Below are 26,542 nucleotides of genomic sequence, written 5' to 3'. Positions count from 1 at the left end.
AGTTCCTTCTCAGTCGGGGCCCGAAGCGTCGAGCGGGATGTGTCGGTGGGACCTGCTGGTCAGTGCTCGTCGATCCAGTGGACGATCCGGCGGATCCCGTCCTGCGCGGCGGGGGTCCCCGGCTGCGCCAGGTAGCCGTGGAAGGTGCCGGGCACCGTCTCGTAGCGCGTTTCGACGCCGGCCGCCTGCAGTGCGGCAGCGAACGCCGCCGACGACGCCCGCAGCTCATCGGACTCGGCGTCCATCACGAAGGTGGGCGGCAGGCGATCCAGCGGTCCGAGTGCCGGGAAGGCGACGGGATCCTCGTGATACCGGACCCCGGCCCAGTTGAGGTTGAGGAGGCTCACCATGCGCGGGGTGAAGCGGAACGGCGGCGGCGTGCGCTCGAGAGCGGTGATGAGATCCTCCGGGAGGGGAGGCAGATCGAAGTGCAGCAGCGGGTATGCGGCGACCAGGGTGGCCGGCGGCTGCTCGCCCGTCGCGAGGAGTCGTCGCACCACACCCGTGGCGAGGTTGGCGCCTGCACTCGCACCGCCCAGGTGCAGGCGCTCCGGCGTCGCGCCCAGGCGATCGGCGTGGGCGTGCACCCACTGCCAGGCGGCGAGCACGTCATCGGAGAGGACCGGGAACCCCGCGCGTCCGCGCGCCTTGCGGTAGTCGACGGATGCGACCGCGATTCCGCGCGCCGCGATCGACATCGCGACCGCATGCGCCTCCGGGGAGTCGAGCGTGCCGAACATCCAGGCGCCGCCGTGCACCCAGACGAAGCCCGCGCGGGGCTCCGCGTCACGCCGTCGGTACAGGCGCACCGGGATCTCCCCGCGTGGACCCGGTACCGCGATGTCTTCGGCGTCCACGGCCCCGAGCTCCGGGTCCAGGGCGATGAGCTCGGCGCTCGACGTGCTCTCATCCGGCATGAACCGGGCCGCGGTGCGCACCAGCATCCGTGCGAGCAGCTGATTCGCCGGGGTGGGGCGCAGCGGGGGCGGGAGCGCGCTCATCGCACCCGCCGGATCGGGAAGACGAGAAGCGCGGCGATCACGACGATCACGATCGCCACGATCCACAGGGCCGTGTAGCCGCCGGTCACGGCGACCACCACGCCCGCGAGCAGGGGGCCGAGCGCCTGCCCGAGGTTGCCGCCCAGCGTGCTCACCCCGAGATCGCGGGCGGCGGCGTCACGATCCGGCAGCAGGTCGATGAACATGGCCTGGTCGACCGTGAGGAACGTGCCGACCCCCACCCCGGCGACGACGCCCTGAATGAACAGGGCGGGCAGCGTCGGACTGAGCAGCGGGATGAACATGGACCCCGCGATCAGGAACGTCGAGCCGATGACGAACGGCTTGCGGCGTCCGACCCGATCCGACCACCATCCGGCGACGAGCAGCGCGACCACGGTGCCGGGGATCCCCGCCATCGCGAGCAACGGCGAGATCTGCGCGGCCTCGGCGGCCGACAGCCCCGGCCGGATGTAGCTCTGCAGCATGTAGATCCCGAACGCGCCGGACACGCCACCGCCGAACAACAGCGCGACCTTGGCGATCCACAGCCATCGGAAGTCGCGATCCCTGAGGGCGACGGTGAACGAGACGAGCACCTGCTTCGGAGTCATCGGCGGTACGACGAGGTTCCGCGAGGATCGATCCCGCGCGAGCAGCACGAAGAGCACCGTGAACACGATCACGGCGACGACGAAGGGGAAGTAGGCATCGAGGCCGATGACCGCGAACAGCGCCCCGGCGACGATCGAGCCGATCGCCCCGCCGATGAGCGAGGAGAAACCGGACAGCGCCGACATCGACCCGCGCTGCGCGGGCGGCACTCGGTCGGCCACGGTCGCGTTCAGCGGTCCGGACGCCAGATTGAGTCCCAGCTGGGCGACGGAGTAGGTCACGAGAAGCAGCCCGATCGTGGGCGAGAACCGCATCGCCACGAGGAGGGCGGCCCCGATCACGGCCCCCGCGACGATCCAGGGCGCGCGCCGTCCCCAGCGCGAGCGCGTGCGATCCGAGAGGATCCCGGCGATGGGCTGGATGAGCATCGTCAGGATCGACGAGACGACGGCGATCGACGACAGGCCCAGCGCCCGTGCGGCCTCGAACTCCGCGAGAAGACCGAGCAGACGGTTCTGATCCGCGGTCGGGACCGTGCTGCCTGCGTCGACCGCGTACTTGAGGGCCGTGAGGGACTGCAGGTCAGCGCCCGCGTCCGCACCGGTGAAGAAGTGCCCGAACTCGATCTGCTGCACGTGCAGCGGCAGCAGGATGCCGCCCACCGCACCCCAGATCGCCGCGATCGACAGACCTGCCATCAGATAGCTCGCGCGGTACCGGCGGAAGTGCGCCCCGCGCCGGTACAACGCCGAGGTCCCCGGCGCGGGAGCGGGTTCAGGCGTGTCCGGGTTGCCGGGGACGAGCGTCGGGTCGGCGTTGACCATGGTGGCTCCAGGGGATCGAGCGAGCCCGATCGGCTCGACTGGCGACGACACTAACAGACAACCATCCAGCTGGGTGGTTTTTCTTCCGCGACGCGGATCCGCTGGGGTAGCCTCGAACCCGTGACCACCGATCCCTCCCCCGCACCGCGGCGCTATCCCAAGGGCGAGGCGCGTCGCACGGCGATCCTGGAGGCGGCCCTCGAGGTGTTCGCGACCGCCGGCTACCGCACCGGTGGATTGCGCGAGGTCGCCGCGAAAGCGGGGCTCACGCACGCCGGAGTGCGGCACTACTTCCCGACCAAGCTCGACCTCCTGCACGCCGTGCTGGAATGGCGGGACGAGCAGGCGATCCGCCGGATGTCCTCCTCGGAGGATCCCCTCGAGGTGCTGAGGCAGTGGATCGAGGCGGCCCGCTACAACCAGGGCGCCCAGCGGATGGTGGAGCTCCAGGTGACGCTCGCGGCCGAGGCCACCTCCGCCGACCATCCGCTGCACGAGTACCTGCGGGAGCGCTACGGCTTCGCCGTCGCCTTCCTCCGCGACACGTTCACGGCGCTGCAGACGCGCGGCGACCTGGTCGCCGGCGCGGATCCGGAGTCCGCTGCGCGCACGCTCATCGCCCTGACGGACGGCGTCCAGACCCAGTGGCTGCTGAACCGCGACGGCGTCGACATGGTCGCGCTGGTGCGCGAGGAGATCCAGCGTTTTCTGGTGGTCGAGATCTGACGTTCGCGCCGTGGCTCCCCTGATCACCTCCGTCCGCGGTGCGCGTGCGGGACCGCCTCAGGCGCGGACCAGCAGGGCCCCGGGACGGATGCCGGCCGTGAACGAGCGCACCTGACCGCGCTCCTCCCCGTCGATCTGGAAGGGCTGCGGGCGGCCCAGCTCGACGTCCACACGGCGCGCCGACGCATGCCGCACCACATCCGTGCTCCTCGTCTCGCCGCCCAGGAGCCGTCGCAGGCCGTTGTCCCACACCACGGTGCGGACCGTCTCGAACCAGTCCACGACGCCGTCCGCGCTGATGAGCAGCAGATCCAGCAGGCCATCGTCCGGCACGGCATCGGGCAGCAGCGTGATCCCGCCCTGGATCGTGCCGCAGTTGCCGATCATGAGGGTGTGGATGCGCGCACGATCGCGGGGCTCGTCGTCGATGCTCAGCTCGACCGGCACGAGCTCGGTGCCCGCCGCCGCCGCTCCGAGCGCCTTCACGTAGGCGAGCCAGCCCGCCTTCGCCTTGAGCTCCTCATCGGTCTCCTCGAGCATGCGCGCATCGAGGCCGAGACCGGCCATCACGACGAACAGGTGCTCCCCCTGGGCGTCGCCGTCGGTCACCTCGATCGTGCCCACGTCGATGCGCCGGGATTCGGCGGAGAGGGCGTGCGCGACCGCATCGGACGTCCCCGTCAGCGGCACCCCGAGATTCCGCGCGAGCAGATTGCCCGTGCCGTGCGGCAGGATCCCGAGCGCGACCTCGGTGCCGGCCAGCACCCCCGCGACCGCACGCACCGTCCCGTCTCCCCCTGCGGCGAAGACGAGCGCGCACCCGGCATCGATCGCCTCCTCCGCCATCGCCCGGCCCGGGTCGTCCTCCGTGGTGTCGAACACCCGGACGTCGGCATCGGGAAGGCGCTCCAGGATCGCCGCGCGCACCTCCTCCTCCGACTCGAGCTTCACAGGATTGCGGACCACGCCGATGATCGTCATGAGTCCATCCTCTCTGCGCCGCCGTGGGAACGCGGCGCACAGCGCCCGTCAGCCGTAGAACAGCGTCTCGAACACCTTCCTGGCGCGGCGCGTGACCCGCAGGTACTCCTCTTCCACGGCTGCCGCGGAGCGATCGGGATAGCCGAGGATCCTTCCCACGCCGTCGAGTTCGCGCGGGTCGGCCGGGAGCACGTCCTTCGTCTGCCCGGTGAGCAGCGTCATCGCCGACCGGAGCCGGCTGGACAGCCGCCACGCCTCGCGCAGGAGCTCGCCGGAGTCCGCGGGCACGAACCCCGACGCCACGGCGACGTCCAGTGCCTCGAGCGTCGACGTGGTGCGCAGCGCCGGCACCGCATGCGCGTGCTGCAGCTGCACGATCTGGATCAGCCACTCCACGTCGCTGAGCGTGCCGGGGCCGAGCTTGAGGTGGCGGCGCGGATCGACGCCCTGCGGCAGCCGCTCCCCCTCGACCCTGGCCTTGATGCGCTTGATCTCCCGCACCGAGGCCAGATCCAGCGACTCCGGGTAGCGCACGCCGTCGGCGAGTACGAGGAAGCGCTCGATGAGCTTGTGGCTGCCCGCGACGCCTCTCGCGCGCAGCAGCGCCTGCGCCTCCCAGGACAGCGACCAGCGCTGGTAGTACGCCGCATAGGCGTCGAGCGTGCGCACGAGGGGGCCGTTGCGTCCCTCGGGGCGGAGGTCGGCGTCGAGGTCGAGCGGCAGGCGATGGTCCGTGAGGTGCTCACGGAGCCCCGCCACGATGCGCGTCGCCAGCTGCTGCGCGCGCTGAGGCTCGACGCCGTTCGGGTCGTACACGAAGAGCACATCCGCGTCGGAGCCGAACCCGAGCTCCGCACCGCCGAAGCGCCCCATCCCGATGACCGAGAAGTCCAGGGCGTCGTCCTCCTCCGGCACGACCTCGCGGCGCACGGCCCGCAGCGCGGCCTGGATCGTGGCATCCGTGATCCCGGTGAGCGCCAGGGCGACATCGTCGATCGTGAGCACATCCAGCACCGCGCCCATCGCGGTGCGCAGCAGCTCGCGCCGCCGCAGTGCGCGCACCGAGCGCATCGCGTCGAGGATCGTGTCGTGCCGCGTCTGGATCGCCCTGGCCTCCTCGTCGAGGGCCGGCCGGGGCCGGGGACGCAGCTGCTCCGTGCTCTCCAGCCACGCGACGGACTCCGGGATCCACTCCATCAGCTCGCCGACGTAGCGCGAGGAGGACAGCACGCGGGTGAGCCGCTCCGCGGCGCCCGAGGAGTCTCGCAGCATCCGCAGGAACCACGGGGTGTCGCCGAGGCGCTCGCTGATGCGGCGGAATGCGATCAGGCCGTAGTCGGGGTCCGTGCCGTCGGCGAACCAGCGCACCATGATCGGCATCAGGTGCTTCTGGATCGTCGCCTTGCGGCTGAGACCCGTGGTGAGTGCGCCGATGTGGCGGAGCGCCCCCGCGGGGTCGCGGAAGCCGATCGCCGCGAGACGGTCGTGCGCCTGGTCGGCGGAGAGCGTGCGCTCCTCCTCGGGCAGCGAGGCCACGGCGCTCAGCAGCGGACGGTAGAACAGACGGGTGTGCAGGTCGCGCACCTCGCGGCGCACGTCCTCCCATACCCCGCGGATGCCTTCCGCGGTCTCCGCGAGACCCGTGGCGCGCCCGAGCACCCGCAGCGCCTCCTCCTCGCGCGGCACGAGGTGCGTCCGCTGCATCTCGCGCAGCTGCAGGCGGTGCTCGATGAGCCGGAGCACCCGGTAGTCGTGCGCGAACAGCCCCGCCTCGGCGCGCCCGATATACCCTCCGGCGACCAGCGCGTCGAGCGATTCCAGCGTTCCCCTGGTGCGGATGTCCGGATCCGTGAGTCCGTGCACGAGCTGCAGCAGCTGCACGGTGAACTCGATGTCGCGCAAGCCGCCCGGGCCCAGCTTCAGCTGATACGGCACGTCCTCGGGCGCGATGTGCTCGGTGACGCGCTCGCGCATCCTCTGCACGCTCCCGACGAAGTCCTCCCGCGCCGCGCTCGACCAGACCTTGGGCTGCACGGCGCTCACGTAGGCCTCGCCCAGCTCAGGATCGCCGGCGATCGCGCGCGCCTTGAGAAGCGCCTGGAACTCCCAGCTCTTCGCCCAGCGGTCGTAGTAGGCGATGTGCGATCCCAGCGAGCGCACCAGGGCCCCCTGCTTGCCCTCGGGACGCAGCGCGGCGTCGACCTCCCAGAGCGGAGGCTCCGCCTCGATCCCGGCGAGGGCCTGCATGGTCTCGCGGGCGAGCCGGGTGGCGATGTCGATCGCGCGCGATTCCGACAACCGGTCCTCGTCCGCGGTACCGGCGACGTAGATGACGTCCACATCGCTCACGTAGTTGAGCTCGCGCGCACCCGTCTTGCCCATCCCGATGATCGCGAGCCGCGTCAGGGCCACGTCGCCCCGTACGTCGGCGGAGCCGTCGGCGACCGCCGTGCGGGCGATCGCGAGCCCCGCCTCCAGCGCCGCCGATGCGGCGTCCGCGAGTGCCGCCGAGACGGCGCCCACGGCCTCGACCGGATCCGCCGCAGCGAGGTCCCAGGCCGCGATTCCGGCGACCGCCCGCCGGTACGCGACACGCAGGCGCACCCGGGCCGCGGCGTCGCCGGCCGCGGCGAAGCCGTCCGCGGAGCCCACGGCCGCCAGCAGCGTCGCACGGAGCCGCTCCGCGCTCGGCAGCCCCGCACGCTCCTCGCGCAGCAGTGCGAGCTCCTCCGGTCGGCGCTCGAAGAACCGGCCGAGTCCCGGCGAGGCGCCGAAGACCGCCCAGGCGCGCAGGCGCGCCGCCTCGTCGGACAGCGCGGCGGTCATGGCGGAAGGATCACGGCGCGCGACCCGGATGAGCCCCGCCAGTGCCTCGTCGGGATCCGCGCTGCGCAGCGACGTGATCAGCGCCGAGGGTGCGAGGCCGGTGATCTCTCCGAGCTCACTCAGCCCCGCGGACGCCGCGGACAGCCCCACGAAGCCGAGCCGCGCGAGCGCGGACAGCGAGAGAGAGTCGTCGAACCGGGGCACCGCGGTACCCGATCAGAGCAGTTCGAGGTTGCTCTTGAGCTCGAACGGCGTGACCTGACCGCGGTACGCCTCCCACTCCTTGCGCTTGTTCAGCAGCACGTAGGTGAAGACCTGTTCGCCGAGGGTCTCCGCCACGAGCTCCGAGTCCTCCATGAGCTCGAGCGCGTGGTCGAGGCTGGCCGGCAGCGGCGCGTAGCCGAGCGCGCGGCGCTCGGCGTCGCTCAGCGACCAGACGTTGTCCTCGGCCTCGGGCGGCAGCTCGTAGCCCTCCTCGATGCCCTTGAGCCCCGCGGCGAGCATCAGCGCGTACGCGAGGTAGGGGTTGGCGGCCGAATCCAGCGCACGGTACTCGATGCGCGTGGACTGGCCCTTGTTCGGCTTGTACATCGGCACGCGGATGAGCGCGGAGCGGTTGGCGTGACCCCAGGTCACGAAGCTCGGCGCCTCGTCCCCGCCCCAGAGCCGCTTGTACGAGTTCACGAACTGGTTCGTCACGGCCGCGATCTCGTTGGCGTGCCGCAGGAGCCCGGCGATGAACTGGCGCCCCGTACGGGAGAGCTGGTACCTCGCGCCCTCCTCGTAGAACGCGTTCAGGTCGCCCTCGAAGAGCGACAGGTGCGTGTGCATGCCGCTGCCCGGGTGGTTGTTGAGCGGCTTCGGCATGAACGTCGCATAGACGCCCTGCTCGATCGCCACCTCCTTGACCACGGTGCGGAAGGTCATGATGTTGTCGGCCGTGGTGAGCGCATCCGCGTAACGCAGGTCGATCTCGTTCTGACCGGGACCGCCCTCATGATGGCTGTACTCGACCGAGATCCCGAGGTCCTCCAGCATCCGCACGGCGCTGCGGCGGAAATCGTGCGCCGTTCCGCCCGGCACGTTGTCGAAGTAGCCCGCGGAGTCCGCCGGGACGGGCCCCTCCGGTCCGAACTGCGACGACTTCAGCAGGTAGAACTCGATCTCCGGGTGCGTGTAGAACGTGAATCCGGCGTCGGCCGCCTTGGCGAGCGTGCGCTTGAGCACGTGCCGCGGGTCGGCGACGGCGGGACGTCCGTCCGGGGTCGTCAGGTCGCAGAACATCCGCGCAGTCGGATCGATCTCTCCGCGCCACGGCAGGATCTGGAACGTCGTCGGATCCGGCTGCGCGAGCAGATCGGATTCGAAGGTGCGCGTGAGCCCCTCGATCGCGGAGCCGTCGAACCCGATGCCCTCCGCGAACGCGCCCTCGACCTCGGCCGGCGCGATCGCGACGGACTTCAGGGTGCCGATCACGTCGGTGAACCAGAGCCGGATGAACTTGACGCCGCGCTCCTCGATGGTGCGCAGCACGAAGTCGCGCTGCTTGTCCATCCCGCTCATCGAGCGCCGTCCGCGCCCCAGTTGTCCTCGGCCGCGTCCTCGTCGGCCCACGCCTTGGCGCGCTCCTGGAGCACCTCCGGGGCGCGAGCAGCCTCCTCAGCGGTGTCGAACGGGCCGATCCGGTCGATCGACGGCGATTCCAGACCGTACTCGACCTCGCCGGTGCTGCTGTTGAACCAGTACTTGTTCTCGCCGGACATCGCTGCTCCTCCTGGGCCTTTGTCACGATCCTACTGGCGCGCCCGCGTCTCGCTAGGCTGTTGCTCATGGCAAAAGCGATCGGCGTGGACATCGGCGGAACCGGCATCAAGGCCGGCATCGTCGACCTCGAGCACGGAACCCTCGAATCGGACCGCATCCGGGTCCCCACCCCGAAGGGCGCGGCGCCTGCCGACGTCCTCGCCGCCGTCAAGGAGGTGCTCACGACGCTGGGAGTGCAGGACTCCACCCTGCCCCTGGGCGTGGCCTTCCCGGCGATCGTGAAGTACGGCAAGACGCTGTCCGCCGCGAACATCTCGAAGGAGTGGATCGGCTTCGAGGCCGAGCAGTTCTTCGAGGACGGCCTGGGCCGCCAGATCCACTTCGTGAACGACGCGGACGCCGCCGGCGTCGCGGAGAGCCGCCACGGCGCGGCGCGCGACGCCCGCGGACTCACGATCCTCGCGACGCTGGGCACCGGCATCGGCTCCGCCTTCCTCTACGACGGCGTGCTCGTGCCGAACACCGAGCTCGGCCACCTGAATTTCCGCGGCGAGTCGATCGAGAAGTGGGCGGCGTACTCCGCCATGGAGCGCGACGAGCTGAGCTGGGAGGACTGGTCGGCACGACTGCAGGACTTCTTCTCGCACGTCGAGTTCCTGTTCAGCCCCGACCTGTTCGTGGTCGGCGGCGGCGTCTCCAAGCACCCGGAGAAGTTCATCCCGCTGCTGGACCTGAAGACGCCGATCGTCGCCGCGATCCACCGCAACTCGTCCGGCATCATCGGCGCGGCCTCGCTCGCGGGCGACTGAGCCCCCCTCACGCCGAGAGGCCCGGATCCGCGATCGCGGATCCGGGCCTTCTTCGTGAGAGGAACGGGCCGGCCTGTACGCCGGGTTCTGTGCCGGGGCCCCTCTCGGGGCATCCCTTCGACGGTCATCTCTCTCGGCGACGCGTTGCCGCGCCGCTCCAGCGGCCTACCCGGGGACTCGGCGAGCCGCGTCATCATCCCCTGTCTGGCCTTGCTCCGGGCGAGGTTTACCTGGCGGGCCGTGTCACCACGGCCCCCGGTGGTCTCTTACACCACCCTTTCACCCTTACCCCTTGCGGGGCGGTCTTCTCTCTGTGGCACTGTCTCGCGGATTGCTCCGGGTGGGTGTTACCCACCGCCCTGCCCTGCGGAGCCCGGACGTTCCTCGGTGCGGTCTCCCGCCACGCGACCGTCCAGCCGACCCGTTCGACTCCAGTCTACGAGTCCTTGCCCGCGTCCTCCGCGATCCGCAGGTCGAGCGGGATGTCGATCTCGAATCCGGGGAACAGTCGACGCGTCGCCGCTTCGGCCGCGTCCTGCACCGCGCGCGCGGCCTCCTCGGCCTGATCGAGCGGCACGTGCACGATCACCTCGTCGTGCAGGAAGAAGGCCAGGTGGGCACGCCGCGCGAAGACGGGCCCGGAGCGCGGCACGGGGTCGCGAGCCTCGGGGAACGCCGAGAGCCGGTGCCGGATCTCGGCCAGCCACAGCAGCGACCACTCCGCCGCGGTGCCCTGCACGACGAAATTGCGCGTGAACCGGCCACGATCCCTGGCCCTGCTCCGGGCCACCCGCTCGTCGGAGCCGTCCGCGTCCGGATCGCTCGCGCGCGCCTGCGCGGCCGCCCACATCGCGTCCGGGCGGGGCGAGCTCCGGCCGAGGAGTGTCGAGACGACACCGCCGTCTTCCCCGGTCTTCGCCGCCGCGTCCACAAGCGCCATCGCGCGCGGGAAGACGCTCCGCAGCCTCGGGCCGAGCCTCCCGCTCGGGCCGGTCGTGGCGCCGTACATCGCACCCAGGACGGCGTACTTCGCCTCCTGCCTCGTCTGCACCGCGCCGGAGCGCACCACGCCCTCGTAGAGGTCGGCTCCTCTCGCCGCCGCGGCCATCGCCCGATCCTTCGACATCGCCGCGAGCACACGCGGCTCCAGCTGCGCCACGTCGGCGCAGACGAGGGTCCAGCCGTCGTCCGCGCGCACCGCCGGGCGCAGACTCCGCGGGATCTGCAGCGCGCCCCCTCCGCTCGACGCCCAGCGGCCGGTGACCACGCCGCCGGTGAGGTAGATCGGGCGGAAGCGCTCCTCATGCACCCACTCCGCCAGCCAGGACCAGCCGTTGGCCGAGTAGAGGCGGGCGAGCTTCTTGTACGCCAGGAGCGGTTCGACCACGGGGTGCTCGATCTCGCCGAGCTCCCAGCGCGAGGTGGAGTCGACGAGGATCCCCGCCCGGCGCAGCGACTTCAGCAGTCGCGGCGGGCTGTCGGGGTTGACCGTGGCGTCTTCGAGGGATTCGCCGATCGCGACCGCGAGCTCGGCCATCCGGATCGGCCGCGCGCCGGTCGCCGGGCGCGGTCCGAGCGCGTCGACGAGCAGCCGCTCGTGCACCGCGGTGCTCCATGGCAGGCCCGCGGCCGTCATCTCCTCCGCGATGAGCGCACCCGTGGACTCGGCCGCGCACAGCAGCGCGAGGCGACCGTCCGCAGCCCGGCGCAGGGCGGCCCGCTGGCGGGCGTACTCGGCGAGCATCTCGTCGATCTCCGCCGAGGCGTCGCCGGAGTCCTGCGGCGACACCTCGTGCAGGTCGAACAGTGCGGGGGTCGCGATGGTCGTCGCGAGCGGATCCGCCCTGACCCAGCGCGTCGAGGACGGGATCGGGTCTGCGAGGCTCGTCGTGTCCCTGAGGATCGCGTGGCAGAGCAGCAGGTCGTGGGCGCGGCGGATCCTGATCCCCGCGGCGAGCAGCGGCGGGTACACCTCGCGGAGATGCCGGACGATCCAGCGCGGGCTCGCACCCCCCTCGAGGCGGGCGACCTCGATCGGCAGCTCGGACGCGGCGATCTCGTGCCTGCTCTGCTCGGCCCCCTCCACGTCGAACAGCACGAGCGACCACGAGTCGGGCCGGGCCGACCGCCCCAGCACGATCTCGTGCGGAGGGGCCGATTCGATCATGTCTTCGAATCTACGCCCTCTTCGACCCCCGCCACGGCATCCACGTCGCGTCCCCGCGGATCCGCCGGTGTGTCGTCATGTATCGACCACCGGGCGCTCCGCTCCCGGGACGGTTAGCGTGGAGTCACCGGAGAGGAGTCCCCCATGTCCGATGCATCCCCCTTCATCGCCCACAACGGCTTCGCCCTGCCCACGCAAGGTCTCGGCACCTACGGTTTCCGCGGAGAGGCCGGTGCGGACGCGGTCCGCAGCGGGATCGAGAGCGGATACCGGCTCATCGACTCCGCCTTCAACTACGAGAACGAGGGCGCGGTCGGCTGGGGCATCTCCGGCGCCGCCGTGGACCGCGCGGAGCTCATCGTGACCTCGAAGCTCGCCGGGCGCCACCACGCGCGGGAGAAGGCGCTCGACGCGATCGAGGAGAGCCGGTTCCGGCTCGGCGTCGACGCGATCGACCTGTTCCTCATCCACTGGCCGCTGCCGCGCGTGGATTCCTACATCGAGGCGTGGCAGGCCCTCATCGAGGCTCGCGAGCGCGGGCTCGTGCGCCAGATCGGCGTGTCGAACTTCCTGCCGGAGCACCTCGAGCGCATCGAGGATGCGACGGGCGTGCGGCCCGTCGTGAACCAGATCGAACTGCACCCGCGGTTCCCCCAGGAGGAAGCGCTCGAGTACCACCGCGCTCAGGGGATCCTCACGGAGGCGTGGAGCCCTCTCGGCCGTGCCGGCGACGTGCTCGATACCCCTGCGATCACCCGCGTCGCCGCCGCCCATGGCATCACGCCGGCCCAGGCCGTGCTGGCCTGGCACGCGGGTCGCGGCGTGGTGGCGATCCCGAAGGCGGCGTCCCCCGAGCATCAGGCACTGAACCTCGCGGCCGCCCAGGTGCGGCTCAGCGCGGATGAGATCGCCGAGATCACCGCACTCGGCGCCCCGGACGGGCGTCTCTGGGGCGCGGATCCCGCCACCCACGAGGAGTTCTGAGGCGCGTCGGCGCGCTCAGTCCGCCAGCGTGGCGCTCCCCAGCCCTGATTCCTCGGTGCGGATCAGGATGCAGCCGCATTCGGGGCAGGAGACGACCTCGTCGTCGGCGGCCTGGCGGATCGTGTTCAGATCGGTGCCGGAGAGCACCATGCGGCACCCCTCGCACGTGGCGCGTCGCAGCAGGGCCGCGCCCGCCGTGCGACCGACACGGCGCTGGTACTCGGCCATGAGCGAGGGTGAGACGGAATCCACGAGCGCCACGCGATCCCGGGCGAGCTGCTCGCCCTCCGTCGTCGCCGTGGCGATGAGCGCCTTGGCCTCCGCCGTCAGCCGCGTGCCCTCCGCCACCGTCTCGTCGATCAGCGCCTGCTGGGCCGAGACGGCGGCCTCCGCATCCTCGAGGCGCCCCATGAGCTCGAGCTCCGCGTCCTCGAGATCGCTGATCCGACGCCCGAGGCTCGCGATCTCCTGCTCGAGCGCGACCGCATCCTTCGGGTTCTGCGTCGCGGCGAGCCGCGCGGCGTCCCGGTCGCGGCGCTGCGCCGCGAGGGCCACATCCGACTCCAAACGCTTGAGCTCCGCCTGCACGTCGTCGCGCTGCCCGGACAGCCCGGTCAGCTCGCGCAGCTGGCCCTGCCGCTGGGCGGCGAGCTCGTTGATCCGCTCCCCCTGGACCGGGTGGGTCCGCGCGTAGTCGGCCTGCACGATGCGGCGGTCGATGTCGGCGATGTCGAGGAGCACGATCTGGTGCGCGGGGTTGGCTTTCACGCCCTCAAACCTACGCCAGACGGGCATCCCGCCGCGCGCGCATGCGCGTCAGGACACCTCGCCGTCGACGTAGAACCAGTTCCCGTCCTCGCGCAAGAAGCGGCTGCGCTCGTGCAGCACCCCGCGTCCGCTCGCATCCCGGTGGATCGCCTCGAACTCCACGACGCCCTCCGCGTCGAACGGCCCGCCGGCGGACTTCGCGAGGATGTCGAGGCGCAGCCACCGCACGTCCGGATCGAGTTCGATGCTGGCCGGGCGGGTGGACGGATGCCACGAGCGCCGCAGGTACGCGGTGTCCCCGATCGCGAAAGCCGTGTACCGCGAGCGCATGAGACGCTCCGCGGTCGGCGCAGGGCGTCCCGCGAGGATCGGCCCGCAGCAGGCGCCGAAGACATCGCCGCTGCCGCACGGGCATCGCTGCGTGCTCTGCTCGGCGCTCGCTCCCTCATTCATCCTCTTCAGCCTATTCGCACCGGACGCACCCCTCGGGAATACCCCTAGGGGGTATAAGGTTGTGGCCATCATGGACGAGAGAACGCAGCACGGCGACCACCCCGCGGACCGGATCGCGATGCACGATCACGCCGCGGAGCACGAACTGCACACCGAGGCGTCGGAGCACGCCGATCACGCGAGCCACGCGGATCACGCGGATCACGCGAGCCATGCGGATCACGCGGGATCGCATGACCACGGCGGCCACGGGGGCCATGCCGGTCACGGCGACCACGTCGCCCGCTTCCGCCGCCTGTTCTGGATCATGCTGGTGCTGGCGGTGCCGGTCGTCGCCTTCTCCCCCATGTTCGCGATGCTCGTCGGATACCACGTGCCCGAGGTCCTCGCCCTGCAGGCGATCCCGCCGGTGATCGGCACGGTGCTGTACGTCTGGGGCGGGCAGCCGTTCCTGACCGGCGCGATCTCCGAGATCCGCGGGCGCCGACCCGGGATGATGCTGCTCATCGCACTCGCGATCACCGTCGCCTTCCTCGCCTCATGGGGCGCGACACTCGGACTCCTCGACCACGAGCTCGATTTCTGGTGGGAGCTCGCCCTCCTCATCGTGATCATGCTTCTCGGGCACTGGATCGAGATGCGCTCTCTCGCGCAGACGACCTCGGCCCTCGATTCGCTCGCCGCGCTCCTGCCCGATCAGGCGGAGCGCGTGAACGGCGACGACGTCGAACTCGTCTCCCCCGCAGAGCTGCGCGTCGGGGATGTGGTGCTGATCCGCCCCGGAGGCCGGGTGCCGGCCGACGCGATGGTCGTGGAGGGCTCCGCGAACCTCGACGAGTCGATGATCACCGGCGAGTCCCGTGCGGTGCCGCGCACGACCGGCGATCAGGTGGTCGCGGGGACGATCGCGACCGACTCCGCGCTGCGAGCAAGGGTGACCGCGGTCGGCGACGACACGGCCCTGGCGGGGATCGGGCGCCTGGTCGCCGAGGCGCAGTCCTCGTCCTCCCGTGCCCAGCGCCTCGCGGACCGCGCGGCGGGGTGGCTGTTCTGGTTCGCCCTCATCGCCGGAATCGTCACGGCCGTGGTGTGGACGGCCGTCGGGCTGCCCGATGCCGCGGTCGTCCGGGTCATCACCGTCCTCGTGATCGCCTGCCCGCACGCCCTGGGCCTCGCGATCCCGCTCGTGGTCTCGATCGCCACCGAGCGCGCGGCGCGCGGCGGCATCCTCGTGAAGGACAGGATGGCCCTGGAGCGGATGCGCCAGGTCGACGCCGTGCTCTTCGACAAGACCGGAACCCTGACCGAGGGCGCGCCCGCGGTGACCGGCATCGCGGTGGCCGCCGGATTCACGGAGGACGAGGTGCTGGGCCTGGCCGCCGCGGCGGAGTCCGACTCCGAGCACCCGCTCGCGGCCGCGATCCGCACGGCCGCCGAGAGCCGCGCCCTCCCTCGCGTCACCGTGTCGGCGTTCCGGTCAGAACCGGCACTCGGCGTGCGCGCCGTCGTCGACGGCCGCACGGTCGAGGTCGGCGGACCCGCGCTGCTCCGCCAGGCGGACGCAGCGGAGCTGTCCGAGGCCGCCGGATGGCGTGCGGAGGGCGCGATCATCCTGCATGTGCTCGTGGACGGCCGTGTGGCCGGCGCGCTGCGGCTCGCCGACGCGATCCGGGAGGAGTCCCGCGCCGCGGTGCGCGCCCTGCAGCAGCGCGGCGTCGACGTGGTGATGATCACCGGGGACGCCGAAGCGGTGGCGGCCTCCGTGGCCGCGGAGCTCGGCATCGAGCGGTTCTTCGCCGGGGTGCGCCCCGAGGACAAGTCGGCGCGCGTCGCCGAGCTGCAGTCCGAGGGACGCACGGTCGCGATGGTGGGCGACGGTGTGAACGATGCGCCGGCGCTCGCGCGGGCAGATGTGGGGATCGCGATCGGCGCCGGAACCGACGTCGCCATCGGATCCGCCGGGGTCGTCCTGGCGAGCTCCGATCCGCGCTCCGTCGTCGCGACGATCGAGCTGTCCCGGGCCGCGTACCGCAAGATGCGGCAGAACCTGTGGTGGGCCGCCGGCTACAACCTGGCGGCCGTCCCGCTCGCCGCGGGTGTACTCGCCCCGATCGGCTTCCTGCTGCCGATGTCGGTCGGCGCCATCCTGATGTCGGTGTCCACCGTGGTCGTCGCGCTCAACGCGCAGCTGCTGCGCCGACTCGACCTGCGGCCCGAGAGCGTCGCCGCGGCGCCCGAGAGCCGCTCCCGCTGACGCCCTGACGTCCGGACCGGGTCGGGCTCAGAGTCCGATCCGGTCCAGGGCTGCCGCCAGGCGGTCGACCGTGCCGTCCACGTCGGCGAGCTTGTCCAGACCGAATAGTCCGATCCGGAAGGTCGAGAACGAGTCCGGCTCGCCGCAGTGCAGCGGCACCCCGGCCGCGATCTGCAGCCCTTGCTCGCGGAAGAGCGCGCCCGTCCTCAGGTCGGGGTCCGTGGTGTGCACGACCGCGACGCTCGGCGAGGCGAAGCCGTCGGCGGCGACCGAGGGCAGGCCGCGCTCGGCCAGCAGGGCGCGCACGCGGGTGCCGAGATCCCACTGCGCGGCGCGCAGCACGTCGAACCCGCGCTCGCGCGTCTCGGTCATCGCCACGGCATTGCGCGCGAGCGTATCGGTCGGCATCGTCGCGTGGTACGGAGCACGCCCCGCCACGTACTCCTCCGAGATCCACAGCCACCGCGCGAGATCGATCGCGAAGCTCGACGAGGTGCGCGAGGTCACGGCCTCGCGGCCCGCGTCGCGCAGCATGACGTACCCGGCGCCCGGGGATCCGCTCCAGCCCTTCTGCGGGGCGCTCAGCAGCACGTCCACGCCGAGGGCCTCCATGTCGACCCAGAGTGCGCCCGAGGCGATCGAGTCGAGCACGAGCAGTCCGCCGACCTCATGCACGGCGTCGGCCAGCGCGCGCACGTACCCGTCCGGCAGCAGGATGCCCGCCGCGGTCTCCACGTGCGGTGCGAAGACCACCTCGCTGCGCTGCGCGCGGATGGCCGCGACCACCTCCTCGATCGGCGCGGGCGCCCACGCGGACTGCGGATCGTCCGACGCGGCGCGGGCCGTGCACACGACGGTGTTCTGGGCGATGCCGCCGGTGTCGAGGATCTGCGACCAGCGGTAGGAGAACAGTCCGTTGCGGACGATGAGGCAGCGTCGTCCCGTCGCGAGCTGCCGGGCGACGGCCTCCATCGCGTACGTGCCGCCGCCGGGGACGATCGCGGTCGTCGTCGCCCGGTAGGCGGCGCGCAGATCGGCCTGGACGCTCTGCATCACGGACACGAAGCGCGCGGACATGTGGTTCAGGGAGCGGTCCGTGAAGACCACCGAGTACTCCAGCAGGCCGTCGGGATCGACATCGTCGTGCGGAAGGTTCATGGCCCCACCCTGGCACAGGTGCGCCCAGAGAGACTCGAACTCCCGACTCCCTCGGTGTAAGCGAGGTGCTCTAACCAACTGAGCTATGGGCGCGCATCACCCAGCCTAGCCGCCGGCCGGCATCCTCCGCCCCGTTCGCCGTCCGTTGCTGATCACACCCTCCTCATTTCCGGTCATCCGCCTTCCACAGCGGATGACCGGCTCGAGCGCTCGGGCAGGATCACTGCGGGGATGACGACCTGTCATGAGCAAGAGAACACCCGGGAGGGGACCCGATGAACGAGAACCAGATGAACGCGGCGCCCGTGCGCGCCGCCAAGGGGCACAGCCGCCGCACGATCGTGAAGGGGGTGGCATGGTCGCTGCCCGTCATCGCGACCGCGGTCGCCGTCCCCGCTCATGCGGCGTCCTTGCCGCAGCAGACCGCCTGCGCAACCGACAGCACCGTGACCTGGACCTACACGGACGCACCCGTGACGCCGCCCGCGAGCTCGGACCCGCACCCCACCTACGGCGCGCCTTACCTGCAGTACCACTACCCGACGGGTACCCAGCCCACCGTGACCGCGACATTCCGCGTCGTCAACGCGGGCCCCCTCGCCGCCCCGATCGCGGGCATACAGGTGCGCACGGTCGGCACCAACAGCGCCAGCTGGGTCAACGTCGGCTCGCTCACGGTGGCATCCTCCCGCGGCACTGCGATCGTCGCGGGCAGCGTTCCGGGCGACCCCGCGATCGCCGCGGGGAACGACACCTACTGGACCATCGCACCCGCTGCGGGGACCGATGGCCTGCTCGGTGTGGGCGAGTTCATCGAGTTCACGATCACGATGACGGCGCTGACGAAGCTGAACGGAGGCGCGTACTGGTATCCGACGATCGGCCTCGAGACCTGCGGCGGGTGGATCGCCGGCGGACTCCAGCCGCGCACGCCCACTCCGCGCAGCACCTTCGACTGGGTCTGACCCGCGGGCGTGGGGCGCGGGCCAGCGCACGCGCTCCACGCCGCGGCGGCACCGGTCGACGATTCCTCCGCCCACGGTACGGTGTCCCCGAGAGGGGGCACTCCTGCGCGCGAAAGGAAGGAGCACAGCGTGACAACGTCGCCGCCGCCCGTCTCCTACGACCCGATTCAGGGATGGGCCGGCCTGACCGATCATCGGCGTGCCCGGATCGAGGTCCCGACAGGATCGAGGTCAGGACCGCTCGCGGGTCTGCTGGCCGATTCCGGGGTGAAGCTGCTGCAGCCGGTCGTCGCACCGTTGCGCGTCGACCTCCTGCGCTTCGACGCGTTCGTCATCGCCCGCATCGTCGGGCCCGAGTCCTCCGCTCCCGAGGTCGCGCACCGCATCGGCCTGCTCTGGGAGCGGAGTCGGCCCGCATCGCGCCGACGCTGCCTCTTCGCACTGAGTCCGGGCGGCGGCCTCGAATTGGACGGGCCGGCGCCGCACCGCGTGACGGACGATGGCGACGTCGCCGTCGTGTTCCCCGGGACGCATCCGGTGCGGATCTCGGCCCGGCGCCCCCTCGACGTGGTGCTCTTCTCCTTCGAAGAGGACGAGATCCTGCCGCTCGAGCTGAACCCTCGGTCGACGGTGCTCACCTCGAGCGCGTGCGCCGTGCTGCGCGCCGTGCACGCGTACCTCCAGACGGTGCTGCAAGGGTCGACGGACGCGCGATACGAGCAGACCGCCGCGCTGCGCGCCCTCACCGGGGAGATGGCGCGTGCGCTCACCCGCACGGCGCATCCCGCACCGGCCTCGCAGCGCGCCCTCGATCTCGCCGCGGAGATCCTCGACGCCGAACACGCGAACCCGGAACTCACCCCTGACCGCATCGCCGTCCGCCTGGGTGTCTCCCGGAGCACTCTCGCGCGCGCCTTCGCCAGCCGCGGCACCACTCTCGCAGATGAGCTGCGGCACCGGCGGACCCGCACGGCGCACCGACTGCTCGTCGCCGATCCCACCCTGCCCACGCGGGCTCTCGCGATGCGCAGCGGGTTCCGCTCGGTGAGTTCCCTCGAGCGCGCCGTCCTCGCGGTGCTCGGCCGGCCGCTGTCCGATCTGCGGTCGCACCATGGCTGATGCGCGCTACGACCCGGTGCACGGATGGCGCGGGTTGACGGCTCATCGTCATTTCCGGTTCGCGGGTTCGGGCGGCCGCGGCGGCGACGCCGTCACCGACTTCCTGCGCGGCGCGGGGATGACCGTGCTCGACGGGGACCCTTCACGACTCAACCTGCGCGGGATCCGATTCGACACCTTCCTCGTCGCGAACCTCGCGATGTCCGGCCTGACCGTGCGCTGGGAGCGGGACCGTCCGGCCGCTCAGCGCCGCTTCATGTTCCTCATGGTGTCACGCGGCGTCGTCGAGATCGTCGGGCACGGACCGCAGCACTGCGCGCCGGAGGGCGGCATCCTCATCGTCTTCCCCGGCGACCAGCCCGTCGAGCTGATCGCCAGGCGCCCCGCCGACCTGCTCGTCTTCACCTTCGACGTCGGCGAGGTCTCACCGCTCACGCTGAGTCCCGAGAACATCCGCACGCTCTCCCCCGGATCCAGCGTCTTCCGCTCCTCCTACGCGTATCTGCACGCTCTCGCGCACACCGCGGACGAGCTCGATCACGCGCTCTCCCCCGTCGCGAAGACGCTGACGAGAGAGGTGGCGAGGGTGCTCATCGCGTCGGCGAGCACTCCGGAACTCCCCGACATCTACGACCGCGCGCAGGCCATGATCACGAGCGAGCATCGCGACCCGGAGCTGGTGCCCGACAGCATCGCCGCTGCGCTCGGGACCTCCCGGAGTTCGCTCGGCCGCGCGTTCGCCCGCCGCGGGTCGAGCGTCGCACGCGACCTGCGGCGCCATCGCGCGGTGACCGCCCGCCAATTGCTCCGCTCCGAGCCGGACATCGCTGCACAGGCGCTCGCCCATCGGAGCGGTTTCGGATCGTCCACGGCCCTGCACCGCGCGCTGCTGGGGGAGTTCGGGCTCGCGCTGGCCGCGTTGCGCGTGGCCGACCTGCCCGCGCCGCACCCGCTTCGAGCCGTGGGCGCGACGACGTCGGGAGAACCGGGCTAGGCTGACTCTCGCGCGCCTTTGTGCGGAGTCGACAAGCCTCCCCCGCGACGCATCCCGATTTCGTTGGCACGACCTGCCAGACAGACGAAAGGCCTCCTGTGACTGTTCACGACCAGGATCCGTACTCCCAGGGCCCGCTCGACAGCGATCCCGAAGAGACCAGCGAATGGCAGCAATCGCTCGACGAGCTCGTCGACGCGAAGGGTCACGGCCGCGGCCGCGAGATCATGCTCAGCCTGCTCAAGCGCTCGAAGGATCTGCACCTGGGCGTTCCGATGGTTCCCACCACGGACTACATCAACACCATCGCCCCGGAGAACGAGGCGGCCTTCCCCGGCGATGAGGACCTCGAGCGCCGCTACCGGCACTGGATCCGCTGGAACGCCGCGGTCACCGTGCACCGTGCGCAGCGTCCCGGCATCGGGGTCGGCGGCCACATCTCGACCTACGCCTCGGCGGCGTCGCTCTACGAAGTGGGTTTCAACCACTTCTTCCGCGGCCAGGACCACCCGTCCGGCGGCGACCAGATCTTCTACCAGGGCCACGCCTCCCCCGGCGCCTACGCGCGCGGGTTCCTGGAGGGCCGCATCACCGAGCAGCAGCTCGACGCGTTCCGCCAGGAGAAGTCCGGCGCGCCGAACGGCCTGCCGTCCTACCCGCACCCGCGGATGATGCCGGAGTTCTGGCAGTTCCCGACCGTGTCGATGGGCCTCGGCCCCATCAACGCGATCTACCAGGCGATGACGAACAAGTACCTCGCCAACCGCGGCATCAAGGACAACGACTCTCACGTGTGGGCGTTCCTCGGCGACGGCGAGATGGACGAGGTCGAGTCGCGCGGTCAGCTCCAGGTCGCGGCGAACGAGGGCCTGGACAACCTCACCTTCGTGATCAACTGCAACCTGCAGCGTCTGGACGGCCCCGTCCGCGGCAACGGAAAGATCATCCAGGAGCTGGAGAGCTTCTTCCGCGGCGCCGGCTGGAACGTCATCAAGGTCGTCTGGGGCCGGGAATGGGACGACCTGCTCGCCCGCGACACCGACGGCGCGCTGCTGAACCTCATGAACGTCACCCCGGACGGCGACTACCAGACCTACAAGGCCGAGAGCGGCGCCTACGTGCGCGAGAACTTCTTCGGTCGCGACGAGCGCGCGCTCGCCCTGGTCAAGGACTACTCGGACGACGACATCTGGCACCTTCGCCGCGGCGGCCACGACTACCGCAAGGTGTACGCGGCCTACAAGGCGGCCATGGAGCACAAGGGCCAGCCGACCGTCATCCTCGCCAAGACCGTCAAGGGCTACGGTCTGGGTCCGCACTTCGAGGGCCGCAACGCGACCCACCAGATGAAGAAGATGACGCTGGACGACCTCAAGCTGTTCCGCGACACCATGCACATCCCGATCACGGACGCGCAGCTCGAGGCCGACCCGTACCGTCCCCCGTACTACCACCCGGGACAGAACGACGAGACGATCCAGTACATGCTGGACCGCCGCCACGATCTCGGCGGATTCCTGCCCGAGCGCCGCAGCACCCACGTGGGTCTCGAACTCCCGCAGGAGAAGGACTACGCGCTGCCGAAGAAGGGCTCCGGCAACCAGGAGGTCGCCACGACCATGGCCTTCGTGCGCATGGTCAAGGACCTCATGCGGGTCAAGGGCTTCGGCGAGCGGATCGTCCCGATCATCCCGGACGAGGCGCGCACCTTCGGCATGGACGCGTACTTCCCCACCGCGAAGATCTACAACCCCAACGGCCAGAACTACACCTCGGTCGACCGGGAGCTGCTGCTCGCGTACAAGGAGAGCCCGCAGGGCCAGCTCATGCACGTCGGCATCAACGAGGCCGGCGCCGTGGCGGCGTTCACCGCCACCTCGACCGCGTACTCGACGCACGGCGAGCCGCTCATCCCGATCTACATCTTCTACTCGATGTTCGGCTACCAGCGCACGGGCGACGCGTTCTGGGCCGCCGGCGACCAGATGGGCCGCGGCTTCATCATCGGCGCCACCGCGGGCCGCACCACGCTGACCGGCGAGGGCACCCAGCACGCGGACGGACACTCGCCGCTGCTCGCCTCGACCAACCCGGCCACGCTCGTCTACGACGCGGCGTACGGCTACGAGGTCTCGCACATCGTCCAGGCCGGCATCGAGCAGATGTACGGCGGCACCCACCCGAACCCGGACGTCATGTACTACCTCACGGTGTACAACGAGCCGATGCGCATGCCGGCGGAGCCCGAGGACGTGGACGTGGAGGGGATCCGCAAGGGCCTGCACCGCATCTCGGTCGGATCCGGCGAGGGCCAGCGCGTGCAGCTGCTCGCGTCCGGCGTGGGCGTGCCGTGGGCGATCGAGGCCCAGGAGCTGCTGCTCACTGACTGGGGCGTGTCCGCCGACGTCTGGTCGGTCACGTCGTGGACCGAGCTGCGCCGCGACGGCCTCGCCGCCGACGAGCACAACTTCCTGCACCCGGAGGAGGAGCCGCAGGCGGCCTACCTCACCGAGAAGCTGAAGGACGCCCAGGGCCCGTTCATCGCGACGAGCGACTACATGCACGCGGTCCAGGACCAGATCCGCCAGTGGGTCCCCGGCGCGTACTACACGCTCGGCGCCGACGGATTCGGCTTCGCCGACACCCGCGCCGCCGCACGTCGCTTCTTCAAGATCGACGGACCGTCCATGGTCGTCCGCGCCCTCCAGGCGCTGGCCGACGAGGGCCGCATCGACCGTTCCGTCGTGGGCCAGGCGATCGCGAAGTACGACCTGTACAACGTGAACGCGGGCACCAGCGGCAACGCCGGCGGCGAGAGCTGACCCGCGCGGCACGATGAGCAGACCTCCCGAGATGACCAAGGAGGAGACGCTGGCGTGGCTGCGCCGCATCTCCGGGGACCTCGCCACGGCGACCCTGCAGCGTCTCGAGGATTCGCTGCCGTGGTACGCCGAGATGCCACCGGCCCGACGCTCCGCCGTCGGGCTGGTGGCCCAGGCCGGCATCACCTCGTTCATCCAGTGGTACGACGATCCGACGTCGACGCCGTGGATCGCCGCCGACATCTTCGCCGCGGCCCCTCGTGAGCTGCTGCGCAGCGTCAGCCTGCAGCAGACGCTCCAGCTCATCCGCGTCACCGTCGAGGTGACCGAGGAGCGCGTGGCAGGCAACGGCCAGCACCTGCGCGACGCGATCCTGCTGTACTCGCGGGACGTGGCCTTCGCGGCCGCCGACGTCTACGCGCGCGCCGCCGAGGCCCGAGGTCTGTGGGACGCGCGCCTGGAGGCGCTCGTCGTCGACTCGATCCTCACGGGCGAGGCCGACGAGGAGCTGCCCAGCCGCATCGCGGCCCTCGGCTGGCACGGCCACGGCGAGGTCTGTGTGATCGTGGGCACCACGCCGCCCCAGTTCGACGTGGACCAGGTGCGCCGCACCGCCCGCAAGCTCGCGGTCGACGTGCTGATCGGCGTGCAGGGATCCCGGCTCGTGCTCGTCGTCGGGCGGGCCAAGCCCGCCGCGGGAGAAGAAGCCGCCGAGACCGCAGAGCCGGAGGAGTTCTCCTTCGCGGAGATCGCGCGTACCTTCGAGCCCTCGTTCGGCCCCGGGCACGTCGTGGTCGGCCCCGCGGTCGCCGCGCTCGTGGACGCCGGGCAGAGCGCCCGTGCGGCGCTGGCCGGGTTCGCCGTCGCGCGCGCCTGGCGCGGCGCGCCGCGTCCGGTGGACGCCGACGAACTGCTGCCCGAGCGCGCCATCGCCGGAGACCCGCTGGCCAAGCAGACGCTCATCGAGCGCGTGTTCCGCCCGCTGCACGATCACTCCACCGACCTCGTGACCACGCTGTGGAGCTATCTCGACAACGGCCGCTCGCTCGAGGCCACCGCGCGCGAGCTGTTCGTGCACCCCAACACCGTGCGCTATCGCCTCAAGCGGATCAGCGAGGTGATCGGCTGGGACGCGACTGGCCCGCGAGAGGCGTTCATCCTGCAGACCGCTCTCGTGCTCGGCACGATCGGCACGGCGGATCCGGTCCGTCGCGGGCTCCGTCCTCGTCGACCCCGCTGACCTCTCCGCCCCGTCGCCGACGACAACGTTGTACGACTCGGATAACCGATCTGCGGATTCTTGTGAGGGTTGAGCCACCGAATCCGGCGAATCGTTGGCAGACTGGGAACGTGATCGTCTTCGCATGCCCTGGACAGGGCTCCCAGACCCCTGGTTTCCTCTCCCCCTGGCTCGAGCTCGACGGCGTCGCCGAAGACCTCGCGCTCTACTCGGAGGCCGCCGAGGTCGACCTGGTCCAGCACGGCACGGTCTCGGACGCCGACACGATCCGCGACACCCGGATCGCACAGCCGCTCATCGTCGCCGCCTCGCTCGTCGCCGCGAAGGCCCTTCGGGCGCGCGCCGGGCGCGGTCCCGACGGCATCGCCGGGCACTCGGTCGGCGAGTTCGCAGCCGTCGCGGACGCCGGTGTGATCCCCGGCGAGACCGCCATGCGCCTGGTCGGCATCCGCGGACGCGCCATGGCGGATGCCGCCGGCAGGACGCCGACCGGCATGAGCGCGGTCCTGGGCGGCGAGGAGGAGGCGGTGCTCGCGCTGCTCTCCGACCTCGACCTCACCCCCGCCAACTACAACGGCGGCGGACAGATCGTGGCCGCCGGCGCCCTGCCCGCCCTCGCGGCGCTGGCCGAAGCACCCGTCCGCGGATCCCGCGTGATCGCGCTGCAGGTCGCCGGGGCGTTCCACACGCAGTACATGGCCTCGGCCGTCGACACCCTGCGCGAGGCCGTCTCCGGCGTCGACGCGGCGGACCCGACGGTGACGCTCTGGACCAACAAGGACGGATCCGTCCTCACCGACGGCACGACCGCGCTGGAGAACCTGGTGACCCAGGTCTCCTCCCCCGTGCGCTGGGACCTCTGCATGGCCTCGTTCGCCGACAACGGGATCACGGGCCTCATCGAGCTCACCCCCGCCGGCGCCCTCACCGGCCTCGCGAAGCGCGGCCTGCGCGGCGTCCCCGCGGTCGCCGTGAAGACCCCGGACGACCTCGACGCGGCGGCGGCGCTGCTCGACGGCACCTCGAACAACGGAGAAGCAGCATGACCACGCTCAAGCAGGCCACAGGCCCCGCGTTCACCCGCATCTACTCCGTCGGCGCGGCCCGTGGTGAGAATGCCGTGCCGAACGACGACCTCATCGGGCCGATCGACTCGAGCGACGAGTGGATCCGTCAGCGCACCGGCATCATCACCCGCACGCGCGCGGTCCCCGAGACCGATGCGATCGACCTCTCCACCGCGGCCGCGGTCGAGGCCATCGAGAAGTCGGGCGTCGCCCCCTCGGACATCGACGTCGTCATCGTCGCGACGATCAGCAACCCGAAGCAGACCCCTTCCGTCTCCGCCATCGTGGCGGACCGGGTGGGCGCGAACCCGGCCGCGGCCTATGACATCAACGCCGCCTGCGCGGGCTACGCCTACGCGGTCGCCCAGGCGGACGCGCTGATCCGCGCGGGAGCCGCGAAGCACGCGCTCGTCATCGGCGCCGAGAAGCTCTCCGACATCGTCGACCCCACCGACCGGAGCATCTCGTTCCTGCTCGGCGACGGCGCGGGCGCGGTCGTGATCGGCCCCAGCGACACCCCCGGGATCTCCGCCACCGTGTGGGGCTCGGACGGTTCGAAGGCCGATGCGGTCGGCATGAACCACACCCTCACCGAGTTCCGCGACGGACAGGCGCCCTGGCCGACGCTCCGCCAGGAGGGGCCGACCGTGTTCCGCTGGGCCGTCTGGGAGATGGCGAAGGTCGCGAAGCAGGCGCTCGAGCAGGCCGGCGTCGAGGCTTCGGATCTGGCCGCGTTCATCCCGCACCAGGCCAACATGCGCATCGTGGACGAGTTCGCCAAGCAGCTGAAGCTGCCCGAGACCACCGTGATCGCGCGCGACATCGAGACCACCGGGAACACCTCCGCGGCGTCCATCCCGCTCGCCACGCACCGCCTGCTGCAGGAGCACCCCGAGCTCAGCGGCGGCCTCGCCCTGCAGATCGGCTTCGGCGCGGGTCTGGTGTTCGGCGCGCAGGTCGTCGTCCTGCCCTGAGCGGGCTGACGCGACCTCCTAGACTGTTCAC

Annotated in this window: 21 protein-coding genes, 1 tRNA gene and 1 other RNA gene; 11 read left to right on the top strand and 12 right to left on the bottom strand. The window is 71.2% G+C overall.

The window, feature by feature from the left end:
- Positions 1–59 precede the first annotated feature (59 nt).
- On the bottom strand, positions 60–1,001 hold the full coding sequence (locus tag ACIPY5_RS00955; RefSeq protein ID WP_400965596.1) for an alpha/beta hydrolase: 942 nt from the start codon (positions 999–1,001) through the stop codon (positions 60–62).
- Positions 998–2,440: an MFS transporter gene (locus ACIPY5_RS00950; protein WP_400965593.1), complete on the bottom strand. Its 1,443-nt coding sequence runs from the start codon at positions 2,438–2,440 to the stop codon at positions 998–1,000. Before ACIPY5_RS00950 ends, ACIPY5_RS00955 begins: the two co-directional genes overlap by 4 nt.
- A 120-nt stretch (positions 2,441–2,560) precedes the next feature.
- Between ACIPY5_RS00950 and ACIPY5_RS00945 the strand changes: the two genes are divergently transcribed.
- On the top strand, positions 2,561–3,166 hold the full coding sequence (locus tag ACIPY5_RS00945; protein ID WP_309356997.1) for a TetR/AcrR family transcriptional regulator: 606 nt from the start codon (positions 2,561–2,563) through the stop codon (positions 3,164–3,166).
- A gap of 57 nt (positions 3,167–3,223) precedes the next feature.
- Here ACIPY5_RS00945 and ACIPY5_RS00940 read toward each other — a convergent pair whose 3' ends face one another.
- From ACIPY5_RS00940 to ACIPY5_RS00925, 4 genes are read right to left on the bottom strand one after another with little or no spacing between them, the layout of a single operon-like run.
- Complete coding sequence (locus ACIPY5_RS00940) at positions 3,224–4,147, bottom strand: diacylglycerol/lipid kinase family protein (RefSeq protein WP_400965590.1); 924 nt, start codon at positions 4,145–4,147, stop codon at positions 3,224–3,226.
- Between the two features lie 48 nt (positions 4,148–4,195).
- Entirely contained in the window at positions 4,196–7,177 is a 2,982-nt protein-coding gene (locus tag ACIPY5_RS00935) for a bifunctional [glutamine synthetase] adenylyltransferase/[glutamine synthetase]-adenylyl-L-tyrosine phosphorylase (protein ID WP_400965587.1), read from the bottom strand.
- A 12-nt stretch (positions 7,178–7,189) separates the two neighbouring features.
- Positions 7,190–8,527, bottom strand: coding sequence for a glutamine synthetase family protein (locus tag ACIPY5_RS00930; protein WP_309357000.1), 1,338 nt, complete (start codon positions 8,525–8,527; stop codon positions 7,190–7,192).
- Between the two features lie 5 nt (positions 8,528–8,532).
- On the bottom strand, positions 8,533–8,736 hold the full coding sequence (locus tag ACIPY5_RS00925) for an SPOR domain-containing protein (protein ID WP_309357001.1): 204 nt from the start codon (positions 8,734–8,736) through the stop codon (positions 8,533–8,535).
- A 66-nt stretch (positions 8,737–8,802) separates the two neighbouring features.
- Here ACIPY5_RS00925 and ppgK point away from each other — a divergent pair, with 66 nt between their 5' ends.
- A complete protein-coding gene (gene ppgK, locus ACIPY5_RS00920) occupies positions 8,803–9,546 on the top strand; it encodes a polyphosphate--glucose phosphotransferase (protein WP_309357002.1) in 744 nt (247 codons plus the stop codon).
- Positions 9,547–9,606: 60 nt separating this feature from the next.
- On the opposite strand, the gene rnpB is transcribed toward ppgK, so the two are convergent.
- An RNA gene (rnpB, locus tag ACIPY5_RS00915) (RNase P RNA component class A) lies at positions 9,607–9,970 on the bottom strand.
- A gap of 12 nt (positions 9,971–9,982) precedes the next feature.
- Positions 9,983–11,713: a bifunctional 3'-5' exonuclease/DNA polymerase gene (locus ACIPY5_RS00910; protein ID WP_400965582.1), complete on the bottom strand. Its 1,731-nt coding sequence runs from the start codon at positions 11,711–11,713 to the stop codon at positions 9,983–9,985.
- A gap of 144 nt (positions 11,714–11,857) precedes the next feature.
- On the opposite strand from ACIPY5_RS00910, the gene ACIPY5_RS00905 reads away from it, so the two are divergent.
- Positions 11,858–12,697: an aldo/keto reductase gene (locus ACIPY5_RS00905; protein ID WP_400965579.1), complete on the top strand. Its 840-nt coding sequence runs from the start codon at positions 11,858–11,860 to the stop codon at positions 12,695–12,697.
- Positions 12,698–12,712: 15 nt separating this feature from the next.
- On the opposite strand, the gene ACIPY5_RS00900 is transcribed toward ACIPY5_RS00905, so the two are convergent.
- Both ACIPY5_RS00900 and ACIPY5_RS00895 read right to left on the bottom strand, forming a co-directional pair.
- Positions 12,713–13,465 carry a zinc ribbon domain-containing protein gene (locus tag ACIPY5_RS00900; RefSeq protein WP_400965576.1) on the bottom strand — a complete coding sequence of 251 codons (753 nt, stop codon included), beginning with the start codon at positions 13,463–13,465 and terminating at the stop codon, positions 12,713–12,715.
- 48 nt (positions 13,466–13,513) lie between these two features.
- Entirely contained in the window at positions 13,514–13,918 is a 405-nt protein-coding gene (locus tag ACIPY5_RS00895) for a YchJ family protein (protein ID WP_400965574.1), read from the bottom strand.
- A 70-nt stretch (positions 13,919–13,988) separates the two neighbouring features.
- On the opposite strand from ACIPY5_RS00895, the gene ACIPY5_RS00890 reads away from it, so the two are divergent.
- On the top strand, positions 13,989–16,172 hold the full coding sequence (locus tag ACIPY5_RS00890; RefSeq protein WP_400965571.1) for a heavy metal translocating P-type ATPase: 2,184 nt from the start codon (positions 13,989–13,991) through the stop codon (positions 16,170–16,172).
- Between the two features lie 27 nt (positions 16,173–16,199).
- Here the strand turns inward: ACIPY5_RS00890 and ACIPY5_RS00885 are convergent, their stop codons facing one another.
- On the bottom strand, positions 16,200–17,330 hold the full coding sequence (locus ACIPY5_RS00885; RefSeq protein ID WP_400965569.1) for an aminotransferase class V-fold PLP-dependent enzyme: 1,131 nt from the start codon (positions 17,328–17,330) through the stop codon (positions 16,200–16,202).
- A gap of 19 nt (positions 17,331–17,349) precedes the next feature.
- A tRNA-Val gene (locus ACIPY5_RS00880) sits at positions 17,350–17,423 on the bottom strand.
- A 182-nt stretch (positions 17,424–17,605) separates the two neighbouring features.
- On the opposite strand from ACIPY5_RS00880, the gene ACIPY5_RS00875 reads away from it, so the two are divergent.
- From ACIPY5_RS00875 to ACIPY5_RS00845, 7 genes are all read left to right on the top strand, one after another.
- Entirely contained in the window at positions 17,606–18,295 is a 690-nt protein-coding gene (locus ACIPY5_RS00875; protein WP_400965566.1) for a hypothetical protein, read from the top strand.
- Positions 18,296–18,424: 129 nt separating this feature from the next.
- The gene (locus tag ACIPY5_RS00870; RefSeq protein ID WP_400965563.1) at positions 18,425–19,414 is read left to right on the top strand and encodes a helix-turn-helix domain-containing protein; all 990 of its coding nucleotides are present in this window, start codon (positions 18,425–18,427) and stop codon (positions 19,412–19,414) included.
- Positions 19,407–20,408 carry a helix-turn-helix domain-containing protein gene (locus ACIPY5_RS00865; RefSeq protein WP_400965561.1) on the top strand — a complete coding sequence of 334 codons (1,002 nt, stop codon included), beginning with the start codon at positions 19,407–19,409 and terminating at the stop codon, positions 20,406–20,408. Before ACIPY5_RS00870 ends, ACIPY5_RS00865 begins: the two co-directional genes overlap by 8 nt.
- 98 nt (positions 20,409–20,506) lie before the next feature.
- The gene (gene aceE / locus ACIPY5_RS00860) at positions 20,507–23,230 is read left to right on the top strand and encodes a pyruvate dehydrogenase (acetyl-transferring), homodimeric type (RefSeq protein WP_400965558.1); all 2,724 of its coding nucleotides are present in this window, start codon (positions 20,507–20,509) and stop codon (positions 23,228–23,230) included.
- 31 nt (positions 23,231–23,261) lie between these two features.
- Positions 23,262–24,470 (top strand): PucR family transcriptional regulator, encoded by a 1,209-nt coding sequence (locus ACIPY5_RS00855; protein ID WP_400965555.1) that lies wholly within the window; start codon positions 23,262–23,264, stop codon positions 24,468–24,470.
- 110 nt (positions 24,471–24,580) lie between these two features.
- Complete coding sequence (locus ACIPY5_RS00850; protein ID WP_400965552.1) at positions 24,581–25,516, top strand: ACP S-malonyltransferase; 936 nt, start codon at positions 24,581–24,583, stop codon at positions 25,514–25,516.
- Positions 25,513–26,511, top strand: a complete 999-nt coding sequence (locus ACIPY5_RS00845; protein WP_309340286.1) for a beta-ketoacyl-ACP synthase III — start codon at positions 25,513–25,515, stop codon at positions 26,509–26,511. Before ACIPY5_RS00850 ends, ACIPY5_RS00845 begins: the two co-directional genes overlap by 4 nt.
- Positions 26,512–26,542 lie beyond the last annotated feature (31 nt).

This window comes from Microbacterium sp. NPDC089698 (assembly GCF_044749045.1).
In the GTDB taxonomy this organism is placed as follows: Bacteria; Actinomycetota; Actinomycetes; order Actinomycetales; family Microbacteriaceae; genus Microbacterium.
The sequence above is the reverse complement of the archived record's forward strand: the minus strand, read 5'-3'. Positions and strand labels throughout refer to the sequence as shown.

Excerpts from the sequence above, each read along its gene's own strand:
- ACIPY5_RS00955 (WP_400965596.1), bottom strand. The coding sequence starts at position 1,001 with ATGAGCGCGCTCCCGCCCCCGCTGCGCCCCACCCCGGCGAATCAGCTG.
- ACIPY5_RS00950 (WP_400965593.1), bottom strand. The coding sequence starts at position 2,440 with ATGGTCAACGCCGACCCGACGCTCGTCCCCGGCAACCCGGACACGCCT.
- ACIPY5_RS00940 (WP_400965590.1), bottom strand. The coding sequence starts at position 4,147 with ATGACGATCATCGGCGTGGTCCGCAATCCTGTGAAGCTCGAGTCGGAG.
- ACIPY5_RS00930 (WP_309357000.1), bottom strand. The coding sequence starts at position 8,527 with ATGGACAAGCAGCGCGACTTCGTGCTGCGCACCATCGAGGAGCGCGGC.
- ACIPY5_RS00925 (WP_309357001.1), bottom strand. The coding sequence starts at position 8,736 with ATGTCCGGCGAGAACAAGTACTGGTTCAACAGCAGCACCGGCGAGGTC.
- ppgK (WP_309357002.1), top strand. The coding sequence starts at position 8,803 with ATGGCAAAAGCGATCGGCGTGGACATCGGCGGAACCGGCATCAAGGCC.
- ACIPY5_RS00910 (WP_400965582.1), bottom strand. The coding sequence starts at position 11,713 with ATGATCGAATCGGCCCCTCCGCACGAGATCGTGCTGGGGCGGTCGGCC.
- ACIPY5_RS00905 (WP_400965579.1), top strand. The coding sequence starts at position 11,858 with ATGTCCGATGCATCCCCCTTCATCGCCCACAACGGCTTCGCCCTGCCC.
- ACIPY5_RS00895 (WP_400965574.1), bottom strand. The coding sequence starts at position 13,918 with ATGAATGAGGGAGCGAGCGCCGAGCAGAGCACGCAGCGATGCCCGTGC.
- ACIPY5_RS00890 (WP_400965571.1), top strand. The coding sequence starts at position 13,989 with ATGGACGAGAGAACGCAGCACGGCGACCACCCCGCGGACCGGATCGCG.
- ACIPY5_RS00885 (WP_400965569.1), bottom strand. The coding sequence starts at position 17,330 with ATGAACCTTCCGCACGACGATGTCGATCCCGACGGCCTGCTGGAGTAC.
- ACIPY5_RS00875 (WP_400965566.1), top strand. The coding sequence starts at position 17,606 with ATGAACGAGAACCAGATGAACGCGGCGCCCGTGCGCGCCGCCAAGGGG.
- ACIPY5_RS00865 (WP_400965561.1), top strand. The coding sequence starts at position 19,407 with ATGGCTGATGCGCGCTACGACCCGGTGCACGGATGGCGCGGGTTGACG.
- ACIPY5_RS00855 (WP_400965555.1), top strand. The coding sequence starts at position 23,262 with ATGACCAAGGAGGAGACGCTGGCGTGGCTGCGCCGCATCTCCGGGGAC.
- ACIPY5_RS00845 (WP_309340286.1), top strand. The coding sequence starts at position 25,513 with ATGACCACGCTCAAGCAGGCCACAGGCCCCGCGTTCACCCGCATCTAC.